The organism is Sphingomonas morindae (assembly GCF_023822065.1).
GTDB lineage: Bacteria > Pseudomonadota > Alphaproteobacteria > Sphingomonadales > Sphingomonadaceae > Solisphingomonas > Solisphingomonas morindae.
On sequence record NZ_CP084930.1, the window covers coordinates 3,443,943 to 3,457,282 of the forward strand.

The 13,340-nt window shown below is 65.3% G+C and carries 11 protein-coding genes; 8 read left to right on the plus strand and 3 right to left on the minus strand.

Features of this window, described 5'->3' with window-relative positions:
* The first annotated feature begins 7 nt into the window (after positions 1-7).
* The 6 genes from LHA26_RS16645 (at position 8) to LHA26_RS16670 (ending at position 5,306) form a co-directional block, all read left to right on the plus strand.
* Positions 8-1,315 (plus strand): amidohydrolase family protein, encoded by a 1,308-nt coding sequence (locus LHA26_RS16645; protein WP_252166687.1) that lies wholly within the window; start codon positions 8-10, stop codon positions 1,313-1,315.
* A 250-nt stretch (positions 1,316-1,565) separates the two neighbouring features.
* Positions 1,566-1,916, plus strand: a complete 351-nt coding sequence (tnpA, locus tag LHA26_RS16650; protein WP_252166688.1) for an IS66-like element accessory protein TnpA — start codon at positions 1,566-1,568, stop codon at positions 1,914-1,916.
* The gene (tnpB, locus tag LHA26_RS16655; protein ID WP_302898025.1) at positions 1,913-2,260 is read left to right on the plus strand and encodes an IS66 family insertion sequence element accessory protein TnpB; all 348 of its coding nucleotides are present in this window, start codon (positions 1,913-1,915) and stop codon (positions 2,258-2,260) included. Before tnpA ends, tnpB begins: the two co-directional genes overlap by 4 nt.
* A 62-nt stretch (positions 2,261-2,322) precedes the next feature.
* Complete coding sequence (tnpC, locus tag LHA26_RS16660) at positions 2,323-3,876, plus strand: IS66 family transposase (protein ID WP_252166689.1); 1,554 nt, start codon at positions 2,323-2,325, stop codon at positions 3,874-3,876.
* A gap of 268 nt (positions 3,877-4,144) precedes the next feature.
* A complete protein-coding gene (locus LHA26_RS16665) occupies positions 4,145-4,351 on the plus strand; it encodes a hypothetical protein (RefSeq protein WP_252166690.1) in 207 nt (68 codons plus the stop codon).
* Positions 4,352-4,607: 256 nt separating this feature from the next.
* Positions 4,608-5,306, plus strand: coding sequence for a tetratricopeptide repeat protein (locus tag LHA26_RS16670; protein WP_252166691.1), 699 nt, complete (start codon positions 4,608-4,610; stop codon positions 5,304-5,306).
* Here the strand turns inward: LHA26_RS16670 and LHA26_RS16675 are convergent.
* The 3 genes from LHA26_RS16675 to LHA26_RS16685 are packed head-to-tail and all read right to left on the minus strand — an operon-like array spanning position 5,303 to position 9,636.
* Positions 5,303-6,409 (minus strand): PepSY-associated TM helix domain-containing protein, encoded by a 1,107-nt coding sequence (locus LHA26_RS16675; RefSeq protein WP_252166692.1) that lies wholly within the window; start codon positions 6,407-6,409, stop codon positions 5,303-5,305. The two genes, LHA26_RS16670 and LHA26_RS16675, sit on opposite strands and share 4 nt — an antisense overlap.
* A gap of 12 nt (positions 6,410-6,421) precedes the next feature.
* Positions 6,422-7,102, minus strand: coding sequence for a Fe2+-dependent dioxygenase (locus LHA26_RS16680; RefSeq protein ID WP_252166693.1), 681 nt, complete (start codon positions 7,100-7,102; stop codon positions 6,422-6,424).
* A 20-nt stretch (positions 7,103-7,122) separates the two neighbouring features.
* The gene (locus tag LHA26_RS16685; RefSeq protein ID WP_252166694.1) at positions 7,123-9,636 is read right to left on the minus strand and encodes a TonB-dependent receptor; all 2,514 of its coding nucleotides are present in this window, start codon (positions 9,634-9,636) and stop codon (positions 7,123-7,125) included.
* Between the two features lie 555 nt (positions 9,637-10,191).
* On the opposite strand from LHA26_RS16685, the gene LHA26_RS16690 reads away from it, so the two are divergent.
* The gene (locus tag LHA26_RS16690; protein WP_252166695.1) at positions 10,192-11,436 is read left to right on the plus strand and encodes a YihY/virulence factor BrkB family protein; all 1,245 of its coding nucleotides are present in this window, start codon (positions 10,192-10,194) and stop codon (positions 11,434-11,436) included.
* 251 nt (positions 11,437-11,687) lie between these two features.
* The gene (locus tag LHA26_RS16695; RefSeq protein ID WP_252166696.1) at positions 11,688-13,118 is read left to right on the plus strand and encodes an IS1182 family transposase; all 1,431 of its coding nucleotides are present in this window, start codon (positions 11,688-11,690) and stop codon (positions 13,116-13,118) included.
* Positions 13,119-13,340: the final 222 nt, after the last annotated feature.

The following is a 13,340-nucleotide window of genomic DNA, read 5'->3' on the forward strand; positions in this document are numbered from 1 at the left end:
CTCTGAGATGAAGTCGCTCACGCTCGGCCTTGCCCTTCTAGGCGCTCCTGCCACGGCGACCGACCTCGCCATTACTGACGTAACGGTGGTCGACACGCGCACGGGCGAGTTGGCGCCGCACATGACGGTTGTGGTGCATGACAACCGCATCGCCTCGGTTGGTACCGGGCCGACACCGCGCGGCGCGGCGGTGCTGCGCGGCACGGGCAGGTTCCTGATCCCCGGCTTATGGGACTTCGTCACTCACCTGAGCTGGACGCGGGCGAGCGCATTGCCGGTGTTCGTCGCCAACGGCATCACTGCCGTGCGCGACCAGGGCGGCGATCTCGCGGAGACGGCGGTCTGGGCCGAGGGGGTCAGGACCGGCCGGCTTGTCGGGCCAACGATCTTCCAGGTCGGGCCGATGCTCAACGGCAAGAGCTTCAACAGGTATCAGTTCGCCCTCGGCAACCCCGATCAGGCACGCGGCGCGGTGCGACTGCTCAAGGCGGAAGGCGTCGATGGGCTGGAGATCGAGCGCCGCGTGCCGCGCGACGTGTATGCTGCGCTCATGGCCGAAGCGAAGGCGGCGACGCTGCCGGTTGGCGGCAAGGTGCCGATGGAACTGACGCCGGCCGAAGCGTCGGACGCGGGCCAGGCCACAATCGACAATCTGGAGACCATCTACGACGGCAAGTTCGCTGCGGCCAATGAGGAGGATCTGATTGGCGGGATCGACCGGTTCCTCACGCCCGGCGGTGGCGGCGACGCGCTGTTCGCTACTCTCGCGCGCAACCGCACCGCCGTCACGCCTAGTCTCTACGCCGTGGCCTATGCGCTCAAGCACAATGATCCCGCCCTGCCGCGCGACGCCAATTATCGCTACGTCGCTCGCTCGCAGCGCGTGCCGATCAAGCCTGTCTCACCAGCTGAGCTGGCGCTGTTCCAAGCCATGCTGCCACGGCTCCAAGCGACCACGCTGCGTCTTCAGAAGGCGGGTGTGACGCTGCTCGCCGGCACCGACGTCGCCGCCGACCGGGTGCCCGGCTTTTCGTTACATGAGGAGCTCGATCTATTAGAGGCAGCGGGACTGACGCCCCTGCAGGTTCTGCAAACCGCGACGCTCAACCCAGCGAAGGCGATGGGCAAGGAAGCCGATTATGGGACGGTTGAGCCTGGCAAGGTAGCCGACCTCGTCCTGGTCGGCGGCGATCCGACGCGAGGCGCCGCGGCGCTACAACATATTAAGGCGGTGGTGCTTCATGGCCGTCTACTAGGCCGGCGGAACCTGGACCAGCAGCTCCGCGGAGCCGAGGCCATGGCCGCCCGCGACTGAGAACCGATTCGATCCACTCAGTTGCGGCCACCGGGGGCAAGGCCGCCCCTCCCCAGAAGCAGACGAACGTACAAATTGCGCCAAGATGAAGTTGCTCGCGCTGAGCCTTTCCTTTTGTAAGCGTGGCGAGCAGGCCGCCTTGCCGTGCCGACCATAGGCGGGATGCTTGTCGTCTTTGACGAGGGCGGCGGTGGTGCGGGAAGTTTTCGGGTCTGAGATGGGTCATACGAGCACTCGTATGACTGGTCGCATGGAGGTGGTCGGCCGGGTGTCGGGCCGGCGCCGGTGGTCGGACGCGGAGAAACTGGAGATCCTCGCCGAGGCATTTCAGCCGAGCGTGCGGGTCCGAGATGTCATCGCGCGACGCGAGGTATCGAGCAGCCTCATCTACACATGGCGAAAGCAGATGCGGGCGGGCAAGCTGGGCGGTGCCGTGGCCGCATTGCCAGCGTTCGCAGAGGTGCAGGTCGCAGAGCCGGTCGCGCCGGCCTCCTGCGTTTCGGGCCTCATCCATATCGACCTGCCGGGTGGCGTGCGGGTGAGTGTCGACGCCGACGTGGACAGGGGCGCGCTGGCGCGCGTGTTGTCGGTGCTACGGTGAATCCGGCCCCGCTGCCGACACGGGTGTTTCTGGCCTGTGGCGTGACCGACATGCGCAAAGGCTTCGACGGTCTGGCGGTTCTGGTTCAGCAGGCGCTGGCTCAGAATCCGCATTCCGGCGCGTTGTTCGCGTTCCGGGGCAAGCGCGGTCACCTGGTCAAGCTGCTGTGGTTCGATGGTCAGGGCCTGTGCCTGTTTTCGAAGCGGCTGGACCGGGGGCGTTTCGTCTGGCCGGTGACCGCGACGGGCACGGTGACATTGACGCCGGCGCAATTGTCGATGCTGCTGGAAGGGATCGACTGGCGGCGCCCCGAGCGGACGTTCACGCCGACGCTGGCGGGCTGAAAACGCCGGATCCTCGCCGCTTTTGCTCGTGCACGCAGGGCCGATCTGCTATGAAAAGGGTCATGTCGGAAGCGCCCGTTTCCCCAGACGATGCGACCGCGCGGATCGCCGCGCTGGAGGCTTCGCTCGCCCGGGCCCACGCCGCGCTCGCCGCTCGCGACCTGCTCATCGACACGCTGCGTGGCCAGATCGCCCGGCTGCGGCGGATGCAGTTCGGCGCCTCGTCCGAGAAGCTGAGCCGCGAGATCGAGCAGCTCGAACTGGCGCTGGAGGAGCTGGAGACGGAGCGCGATACGCCAGCCACCGAAACGGCCGCACCGGGGGATACGGCGCGACCGGCGCCGGTGCGCAGCCTGCCCGGCCATCTGCCGCGCGAGGAGGTCGTCCACGAGCCGCCCTCTGGTGCCTGCACCTGTCCGGACTGCGGCGGTGCGCTGCGGCGGCTGGGCGTGGATGCCCATGAGATGCTCGACATCGTGCCGGTGCGCTGGCGGGTCGTGCGTGCCGTCCGTCCGAAATATAGCTGCCGGGTGTGCGAGAAGATCGTGCAGGCGCGCGCACCCGTCCATGCGGTTGCTCGCGGCAAGGCGACCTTCGCGACCCTGGCGCATGTCGTGGTCTCAAAATTCGACCACCACCTGCCGCTCTATCGTCAGGCCGAGATGATGGCTTCGCAAGGGCTCGACATCGACCGCTCGACGCTCGCCGGCTGGACGGGGCAGGCCGCCGCGCTCCTCGACCCCATCGTCAGCCGCATCCGTGATGCGGTGCTCAAGGCCGACAAGATCCATGCCGACGATACGCCGGTGCCCGTCCTCGAACCAGGCCGGGGCAAGACCGCGACGGGCAGGCTGTGGGTTTACGCAACCGACGACCAGGCCTCGGGCAGCACCGCCCCGCGCGCGGCATGGTATCGCTTCACCCCTGATCGCACCGGCGCACATCCGCAGGCGCATCTCGCCGGCTTCCGTGGCTTCCTCCAGGCCGATGCCTATGCCGGTTATGACGGGCTGTATCGGAAGGGCGTGACCGAGGTGGCGTGCTGGGCACATGCCCGGCGCAAGATCTTCGACCTGCATGAGCGCTCGCCTACGCCGCTGACCACGGATATCCTCGAGCGGATCGGTGCGCTCTATGCCGTGGAGGCCGAGGTGCGCGGGCAGCCGCCGGATAGCCGCCATCGTGCCCGACAGAAACGAAGCCGCCCGCTGGTCGATGCCTTGCGCGACGTGCTCGAGGGCGCGCTGCGTCGCCTGTCGCCCAAGTCGGACATGGCCAAGGCCATCGCCTACGCGACGAAGCGGTGGGCGGCCTTGTCCTGTTTCCTCGATGACGGACGCCTGGAGATCGACAACAACATCGCCGAGCGCGCGTTGCGCGGCGTCGCCGTCGGCCGCCGCAACTGGCTGTTCGCCGGTTCACGCGCAGGTGGCGAGCGGGCCGCCGCCATCTACACCCTCATCCAGACCTGCAAGGCCAACAACGTCGATCCGCAGGTCTATATCGCCGATGTCATCGCCAAGATTGCCGACGACTGGCCAGCCGGCCGCTGGGACGAACTCATGCCGTGGAACTGGGAAGCCCCGGTGGATCAACCGACCGCGCAAGCCGCATAATCTGCGGCCGTCAGGCCACGCTTACTTCCTTTTCAGCTCTCATGCCGCAGCTATCGCTCTTGCCATCACCGCCGTGACCCAGTCGACACGCGCACGGTGGCATTGGCGCTGCACCGGACCGTGTCGGTTCAGGACGGCCACATCGCCTTGATCGGCAGGGCCGGCGCCGCGCGGCGCAGCCGTCCTGCGGGGTACGAGCAGGTTCCTGATATCCGGCCTGTGAGACTTCGTCACACATGTCAGCTGGACGCGAGCGAGCGCGCTGCTCGTGTTCGTGGTCATCGGCATCACCGCCGTGCTCGATAAAAGTCGCGATCTGGCGGTGGCGGCGATCTGGGCTGACGGAGTCAAGAGCGGCCGTCTGGTTGGTCCGACGATCTTCCAGGCCAAGCCGAACCTCAACGAAAAGAGCTTCAACAAATACCGGTTTGCGCTCGCCTCACCGGAAACCAGTGGTAGATGGACAGCAGACTGACTCCCCTATGGAAAAGCTGACCATCACCCGCCTAGCGGTGCTCGCAAGCTGCTCGCTGCCGGTATCAATACGCCAGGATAGCGATGGTGCCGAAGAACGAATGATCGGCGCCATAGCCTCACTTTGCGCTAGCAGCCGAGCCCGTGCGCAAACGTGCTTACCCTAGTCGCCATTGCTTTAACCTGGGTCGCGTATGAAGATGCACACTGTGAAGCAAGATGCGGCGACAGAGACAGTGACCCACGACACGAGGACAGTGGCAGACTGGCTGGCGCTTCTTGACCAGCCCTCATGCGACCGCCTTGCCGCTCTGCGCAGCGGCGCCGAAGCGGGATTGGTCGAGGCGCAGGTTCGTTACGGGGAGGCGTTGCTAGCCGGGCACGGTTGCGATGCGGACTCGGTCGAGGCCTTGCGCTGGTTCATTCTGGCGTCGCACGCGGATCATCCGGCGGCGATCAACATGGTCGGTCGCTGCCACGAGAATGGCTGGGGCGTCGCTCAGGACCTCGCAATCGCTGCCCGCTGCTTCGCCCGGGCGGCTGCGGCAGGCTATAATTGGGGTATGTACAACTATGCCGGTGCGCTCGGCCGCGGTGCCGGCATCGCGCAGGACGAGGCAGCGGCGCTCCGCTGGTTCCGGCGCGCGGCAGATCTCGGCCACGTGAAATCAATCGGCATCCTCGGCGCGCTGGCTGAAGAGGGGCGGCTCGTGCCCCGCGACTTTGCGGAGGCGGACCGATGCTACCGGATCGCCGCGGACGGCGGCGACTTCCGCAGTCAGTTCCACCTCGCGCGCCGGCTCGCGCAGAGCGGCGCTCATGATCAGGCAGCTAGGTGGCTAGAGCGGGCCTGGAGCGGTGCTCATGACGCATATCGCGCCAAAATGCGGGAGGAACTCGCTGGCGATCCGGAGCCGATGGTCCGTAGGCTGGTGGGGCTGCTGCCGGCGGATTAGGTCGATGCAATCTCCGTCATGCCACGCGCCCGTGCGGCGGCGCGCCGGCGGCGGCCAAGGCCGCGCCACCACATCAGAGTTCCGGTAACCCCGAGCACGGCCGGCGCCAGGCCGATGAGAATCATCGCGAACCGCCACGGCGTGCCGAGCGTGTCGCCCTGGTGCCACCTTCGCGCGGCCTGCGGGAAGCCGCCGCCGCGCGGTTGCGCCCGCCTCGCTTCGCCGGTGTCGTCCTCGACCTCGACGTCAACCGGACCGCGCAGGGTCGCGAGCGAAATACGCCAGCGCGGTTCCCTGCCGCTCGGCCAGGCGATCGCGCGGACTCCACCGGGCACGATGACGCGAGCCTTCGCCAGCGCCTCGTCAGGACCGAGATGGGGATGGGCTAGCGGCGGTACGCGGCCCGGACCTCCTAATGACGATGCCGAGCTAATCCCGATGAACGCGGTCATCTGCGGCCACGCGATGGCAGCGCCCGTAAAGGCTTGCACGGCGAGCGGCAGCGCGATCCAGAAACCGGCGCTGTGGTGGAGGCTGGTGTCGAGGCGCTTGTCTTCCCGGCGCCACCGCAACGCGCGCCGCCATGACCCGGAAAGCGGCCACCATAGCCAAAGTCCGCTCGCTGCGAGCAGGAACATTTCGATACCCAGCATACCTACCAGCGCTCGACCGATGCCAGGCACGAAAAGGCTTCCGTGAAAGGCATGTGCGACCGAGACCAGGCTCTGGTTGCCTCGAGCGACGTCGAGCACGCGCGCGTTCGATGGATCGAGCCAGACTGTGACGCGAGGCTTCCCCCCGCCGCCCGGGCGCGTTGCAGGTACGACGCTCGCGATGGCTGGGCCTGCGCCACTGGGGTAGCGAAGCATCGTCACGCGGCCAGCAGGGATCGCCGCAGCTACTGCCGCCGCGAGATTAGATGGGGGCAAGGTCGCGATACTTTCTACAGCATAGCGCTGAGGTTCGAGCACGTGGTCGATCGCATCGTCCCAGGTAAGCACTATCCCGCTCAACCCGAGCGGGATGAGCAAGACGATGGGCGCCAATGCCAGATATTGGTGGAGGCGCCACCAGAGCCGCCGAACAGCGACGCTATCAGCCATTGAACATGCTCCTCACACGTCCGCCCAGCGGCGCAGCAGGTTGTGGTACAGACCCGTCAAGCGCACGACCGCCGGATCGGCCTGCCCTAGGCGTGTTGCGACTTCCTGCACCGCGCCGTCGAGCTCTAGGAGGTGGCGGCGCGCCTCGCCGTCGCGGACCATCGACTGGACCCAGAACACGCATGCGACACGCACGCCACGCGTCACCGGCGCGACATGATGGACGCTGGACGAAGGATAGAGGATGAGGCTGCCGGCACCGAGCTTCACGCGGCGCGTCTCGAACGCGTCGTCAATTACGAGTTCGCCGCCGTCATAATCGTCAGGCTCTGAGAGAAAGAGCGTTGCCGAGAGGTCGGTACGCAGGCGAAAGTCCGTGCCACGCCGCATCCTGATGGCGTTGTCGATATGCGGACCGAACGCCTCGCCGCTCTCGTAGCGGCTAAAAAGCGGCGGGAACACCTTGGCCGGCAGCGCCGACGCCACGAAGGTAGCGTTCGCGCCAAGCGCGTCGAGCACGATGCTGCCTGCCTTCACCGCCGCCGCCGAGCCTTCGGCGAGCTGGCGGTTGCGCTTGGCTATGGCGGACTGCGCGCCCGACGTCGCGTTGCCGTCCACCCACTCGCCGGCGTCAACAAGGGCGCGGACACCCGCCACCAACTCGGGGTCGAGCACGCTTGGGATCGGGATCATCGCGCCAAGCCCTCCGCTTGTCAGATTCGGTAGGACAGCGAGAAAACCACCGACCGGGTTGCACCGGGGACCGCCCACCCGTTGTTGCGCGCGGCTGTGTAGTAGTGCGTGTTCGAAACGTTCTGGATGTTGACCTGGCCGGTAAGGCGATGCGCGAATGTGTAGGACGCGTAGAGCCGGTGAAGCCAATAGTCCTTTACTCGCGGGAACTCGCCGGCGATGAGCGCCGACGGATTGGTCGCAACTGCGAACGCACCCTGGTAGGTGAGGCCGTAGCCGACCTCCAGCCCGAACGGCAGCGCGTAGGTGGTAAAGAGGCTACCGGAATTCTTCGGCGTCTGCTGAAGCGGGCCGCCGACCAGCGGTGCCGCGAGAAAGAGCGCGTTGCACCCGCTCGCGACGTTGGTCGGGTTTGCCCGGCACCGTTCAGGCAGGCTCTGCATCACCTTGCTCTTGAGGTAGTTATAGTTGGCAAAGACGTGCCACGCCCGCGTGATCCCGCCGTCAGCGCCGAGCGCGATGCCATCCACCCGCGAGCGGCCGTCCGGGACTTGGAGTGAGACGTTGCCGAGCGCCGGGTCGTTGGATGAAATTCGGAAGTTGCCTCGTTCATTGCGGAACACGGCGGCGGTGAGCTGGAGATGGTGATGGAAGAGGTCCGCCTTGGCGCCGACCTCGTATGTTCTGGCGGTCTCGGGCTTGAAGCTGCAGAAGTCGACGAAGGAGGACGTGCCAGACGTGCCCGTGGTGCAGCCGCCATTAACCGTCGAAATCGACGGCGTTCGGGAATTTCCATAGGAGAAGTAGACGCTGGTCGCCTCCGTAGGCTTTAGGACGATGCCGCCGCGGTACGAGAACAGGTTCTGGCCGTTGGTTTGGGTGCCGCCGACCGTGATTTGGCCGAGCGTCGCGCCCGCCGTGCCCACCGTGTCAGCGCGGAAGCGGCCGACGGTGCGCTCGTATCGGACGCCAAAATTCAGTTCCACGAAGCGACCGATGCGCGTCGTGTCGAAGGCGTAAGCGGCATAGTCTGTCCGCTCGCCGTGCGACAGGCCAGACCGGATATAGTTGATCGGTCCGGTGTAGACATTGCTGCCATATGCAAGCGTCCGCCCGCCGACCACCGCTGGTCCGGCCGTGACAGTCGACGGATCGCTGATCGCGATAAGCGGCAGGCCATTCGGCGCGAATGGATTGCTGCCATCAGCGTTGAGGAACAGGCGTCCGGTGTCGAGGTCGTATTTCTCCCAAGTCGCCGATCCGCCAATGACTGCGACATGGTGGAGGATGCCGGTTTCAAGGTCCGCCCGCAGATCGACTTGGTCGTAGGCGAGCTGGTTGCGGGTTTCGCGCAGCAGTCCGCGAGGACCGCCGGGAAGGTAGTAGCCCTCGGGCACGATCACCGTGTTGGCCGGCGCGCCTGCGGCGGCGATGTTGACGCTGCAGGATCCATCCGGTCGTGCCGCCGTCACGCCGCTGTTAGACAGGCATTGACCGTTGAGCGCGTAGACACCGCCCTGTGGCGGATCGACGACGGTGCGCTGACGGATGTTCTCGTAGCGGGTGAGGTTACGCAGCGAGAGGCGGTGACTGAAATCATGCGCGACGACCATGTTGAACTGGTCGAGCGTCGAAGTCTGCCTATCGAGGTTTCGGTAGCCGAAATAGCCGCTGTAGGGCACCCCGTCAGGGGGGCCACCGGCGGCAGGATAATAGGGTATGCCGAACTGCGGAACGTTATCATCGTGCTGGTGGACGTAGCCGAGCGTGAGGCGCGTCGGCCCGGCGATTCCAAACGTCGCTGACGGCGCCACGCCCCAGCGACGGAAGCGGTCAACGTCACGCCCGGGCACGTCATTGTGGTGGTAGAACGCGTTAAGCCGCACCGCCAGGAGCTCGTTGACGCGGACGTTCGAGTCCACCGTCGCGCGCTCGTAATTAGCTGTTCCGAGGCCGCCGCTGATGATCGTCTCGGAACGGCCGCGCGGCTGCTTCTGGACGAGATTTATGGTGCCGCCTACGGATCCCGATCCGTTGAACGCCGAGTTGGCACCGTTGTAGACCTCGATCTGCTCGAGGTTGAAAGTGTCAGATCGGCTGTACTGCGCGCTGTCGCGCACACCATCGATGGTGATGTCGGTGTTTGCCGAGTAGCCGCGCAAATTGATGCTGTCGCCGAAGCCGCCCCCGCCCTCGCCCGCGCCGAAGGTGATGCCGGGCAGGGTAGAGAGCGCGTCGCGCAGCGTCAGCAGGTTCTCCTTCTGGAGCACGTCTTTATCGATGACATTGATCGTCTGCGGCGTATCGAGCAGCGGCGCTGTCGCCTTTGACGAGGCGACGTCTGGGCGCGCGTAGGTGCCCCGCACGAGGATTCCATCGCTCCCCTCGCCCAAGCCGACTGTCGCACCGCTGTCGGAAGCGTCGGGCGCCGCCTCCGGCACCGCGGCCATGACGCCGTGCGGACAGAGGACAGAGCCAAAGCAGCCGAGAGCGAGCGACGCGCCTAGCAGGCGCGGCGGGAGATCGACATCCAAGACACTAACCCCTTTTACTTGCTATCGCTTCTGAGAGTGATTCGCATCGTTGTCAAGGTTGAGAGGCTGGGGCCTTCTGGCGCCGCAATGGGTCTGGCGGAATAGGGCGAGCTTCGAACCAGATCTCGAGGTCAAGGTTGAAATCGCAACGCGGCAGCATATCGCGAGGCATTGATGTCACTGATTTGATCGATAGTCTCTAAAGCTCTGCTTGTGCAGAGATGAGTCTTGAGTGTTTAAGCCTGTCCCTCTTGTACAGGTTCTCAATTACCTGCCACATCGGAAGCAGTTTGAAGTCGGAGTGCGTTGGTGGTACTCAAGCGAATCACCCAAAGCTAATCTCTTCATTCAGCCGTTCGAACCCACAGCCGGTCGTGCACCGCGATCTTCGTACTCCCTCAATCCCCCAATGCTTCAGATCGACCGGACCTCGCGTTCTGTCGAGGTGAAGGCCCTCCCGGCTATGCCAGAGGTCGATGCAGCCAAGCCGCAACCAACCCTTGCCGGAGTGCATTCTCTGATTGACCTGAACAGCGTGCCATTTTGGAGCAATCGATGACGACTGCGGCGGCGATGCAGAACCGAACTGCCGATGACCGCGGCAAGCACGCGAACACTCCGACTGAAATACCCGCAAAGGGCTGGAGAGACGTGCTAGTGCGGGCTTGGAAGGAGGGTTCGGCCGACAACATCAGCTTGGTGGCATCGGGCGTCGCCTTCTGCGCGGTTTTGGCGCTGGTGCCGATGCTCGGAGCCGTCGTGCTATCCTACGGGCTCGTCGCCAGCCCGGAGTCCGTCATTCATAACGTTCAGGCGATGACCTCGGTCATGCCTGGCGAAGCCGCCAAGCTCATCGGCGAGCAGTTGATGAATGTCGTCACCACCTCTGGTGGCAAAAAGGGCTTCGGCCTTCTCGTGGCGCTGCTAATCTCGCTCTATGGCGCGATGAAGGGTGCCGGTGCGATCATCACCGCGCTCAATATCGCCTATGATGAGGAGGAAACGCGCGGGTTCGTCCGGGTCCAGCTAGTCACGCTCGCGATCACGGTGGGTGCGGTGCTGCTGGCGATCGTTGCGACTGTCGCGATCGCGGCTCTTGGACATCTCGATACGCTGCTGCCCGGGGCGCCTGGCTGGGTACTCGTCCTCGCCAAGTTGGCGACCTATGTCGTCATGGCAGGGGGCGGCGCTGCTGCTGCGGCGACACTCTACCGGTATGCTCCGAACCGCGATGAAGCCGAATGGAAGTGGCTAAGTGCCGGCTCGGTCGGCGCCACGCTCGCGTGGCTCGCCGCGACGACCGCATTCGGGATCTACGTCGCCAATTTCGGTAGCTACGACGCAACCTACGGCTCGTTGGGCGCGGCGGTAGTATTGCTGACTTGGCTGTACCTGTCCGCCTACATCCTGCTGCTCGGCGCTGAGGTAAACTGCGAGCTTGAGCGACAGACGGCGAAGGACACCACTGTCGGCGTGGAGCAGCCGCTCGGCACGCGGGGCGCCCACGCGGCCGACACCGTGGCGGGCGAGCGCGAGACCGCAAACCGCAACTCGGGACTGGAGGATGGTGGCGGCGTCGGGAGTCAGGTTCCGGCCGACGGGCTTGAGCTCAGGAATTATTTGACTGCGCGAGCGAGCGGTCGAGCAGCTAGGTTGGCGGGTCTGCCGAAGGTAGGCATGCTATCGTCAGTGCTCGCGACGGGCGGCCTGGCAATGCTCCGGCAGAAGGGAAGCGCTCGGATCGGTGGAGCGTTGCTCGCAACAGCCGCCGTTCTCAGCTGGGTGAGGCGGCAAGACTGACCTTCATCGTGCTGACGCTCAGGACGCGAGGCGAGGCTGACGGAGTGTGCGCCGTCTATCTTGACCCATATCCAGTCATTCGCAGCCTCTTTTTGGCTCCCCACCTTCAGCCATTCATTCATGCACGCAGCGGAGGAGGTGCTGAGCCTCAGCCCCGCCCGCGGCCTGCCAACTTTCCCGAAAAGGATGGGAGACCGTCCGAAAACGCGATCCTGATTCCCGAGTGCATCCGGGCGGTGTAATCTGCATGCATGGCGTACATTGAGGGACATGCTCGTGATCAGGCGCTGCTGCTGCCAGCGTCGGTCGAGGACTATGTGGCAGCAGACAACCCGGTGCGGTTCATCGACGCCTTCGTCGATGATCTTGATCTGGGCAGTGCCGGCTTCGTGCGGTCGCGACCCAAGGCGACGGGACGGCCCGGTTACGATCCGGCCGACATGCTCAAGCTCTACCTGTACGGCTATCTCAACCGGGTGCGGTCGAGCCGGCGTCTGGCGGCAGAGGCGGCGCGCAATCTCGAGCTGATTTGGCTGCTGCGCGGGGTGCGTCCGGACTTCCGGACCATCGCCGACTTCCGGCGCGACAACCGGGCCGCGTTCAAGGCGGTGTTCCGCGCGTTCGTGATGCTGTGCCGCAAGCTGGACCTGTTCGGGCGCGAGTTGCTGGCGGTGGACGGCACGCGGCTGAAAGCGGTGAACAGCCGGTCGCGCAATTTCAGCCGTGAGCGCCTGGCGACGTATCTCGCCGCGGTGGATGCGCGACTGGACCGCTATCTGGCGGAGCTGGACCAGATCGACCGCGGTGAGGATGCTGCCGGCACCGGTCGCGGCGATACCCTGGCGACGAAGATCGCCAAGCTGCGCGAACAGCGTCAGGCCAGTGCGGCGCTGCTGGGTCAGTTGGAGGACAGCGGCGAAGGACAGATATCGCTCACCGATCCCGACGCCCGCCTGATGGTCGCGCATTCGAAGGTCACGGTCGGCTACAATGCCCAGGTGGCGGTCGACGCCAAACACAGCCTGATCGTCGAGCAGCACGTCACCAACGCCTGCAATGACATGAGCCTGCTGGCGCCCACCGCCGGTGCCGCCATGGATGCACTCGGGGTAGAGCGGATCGATGCGGTCGCCGACATGGGATATCACTCGGGCGACGACATCGTCGCATGCGAGGCGGCCGGCATCACGCCTTATATTCCCCGCCCGCATCGTGGCACCGCCGTCGGCAACGGCCTCTTTCCCAAGGAGCGGTTCCGCTACGATCCCCAGGCCGACGTCTATCATTGTCCCGGCGGCCAGGTGCTCGACATCCGCTACGCGTCCGTGACGCGCGGGCATCTGTCGGTCCAGTATTCCAGCCCCGCCGCCTGCGCGGGCTGCCAGATCAAGGCGCGCTGCACCAAGGGACGCTGGCGACGCATCAATCGCGGCGAGCACGAGGCCGTCATCGAGCGCATGGCTGCACGCCTCGCGGAACGCCCCGACATCCTCGTCATCCGTAAATCCACGGTCGAACACCCGTTCGGCTCGATCAAGCAATGGATGAACCAGGGCGCGTTCCTGATGCGTGGGCTGGACAAGGTCCGCGCCGAGTTCAGCCTGACGGCACTGGCCTACAATCTCAGGCGGGCCATCACCCTCATAGGCGTGCCCGGGCTGATCCGGGCAGTGCAGGCTTGATCCAAGCGGCCATATTCTCCGTCACAACCGTGGGAATGACCGTCCCAGAGCCGATTTGGCCGTCACCAGGGCAGAAGACGGCAAATATCCGAATATTCTCCTGCGTACCTGCACGCCCAACCATCCCGCCTCGCGTTTTCGGACGGTCTCGATGGTCAATCGGGAAAGCGCACGATCTGTCCGGCGACATTCGTGCCACGCAGCCGTTGTAGAAGGGCTGCC

Excerpts from the sequence above, each read along its gene's own strand:
- LHA26_RS16645 (WP_252166687.1), top strand. The coding sequence starts at position 8 with ATGAAGTCGCTCACGCTCGGCCTTGCCCTTCTAGGCGCTCCTGCCACG.
- tnpA (WP_252166688.1), top strand. The coding sequence starts at position 1,566 with ATGGAGGTGGTCGGCCGGGTGTCGGGCCGGCGCCGGTGGTCGGACGCG.
- tnpC (WP_252166689.1), top strand. The coding sequence starts at position 2,323 with ATGTCGGAAGCGCCCGTTTCCCCAGACGATGCGACCGCGCGGATCGCC.
- LHA26_RS16675 (WP_252166692.1), bottom strand. The coding sequence starts at position 6,409 with ATGGCTGATAGCGTCGCTGTTCGGCGGCTCTGGTGGCGCCTCCACCAA.
- LHA26_RS16680 (WP_252166693.1), bottom strand. The coding sequence starts at position 7,102 with ATGATCCCGATCCCAAGCGTGCTCGACCCCGAGTTGGTGGCGGGTGTC.
- LHA26_RS16690 (WP_252166695.1), top strand. The coding sequence starts at position 10,192 with ATGACGACTGCGGCGGCGATGCAGAACCGAACTGCCGATGACCGCGGC.
- LHA26_RS16695 (WP_252166696.1), top strand. The coding sequence starts at position 11,688 with ATGGCGTACATTGAGGGACATGCTCGTGATCAGGCGCTGCTGCTGCCA.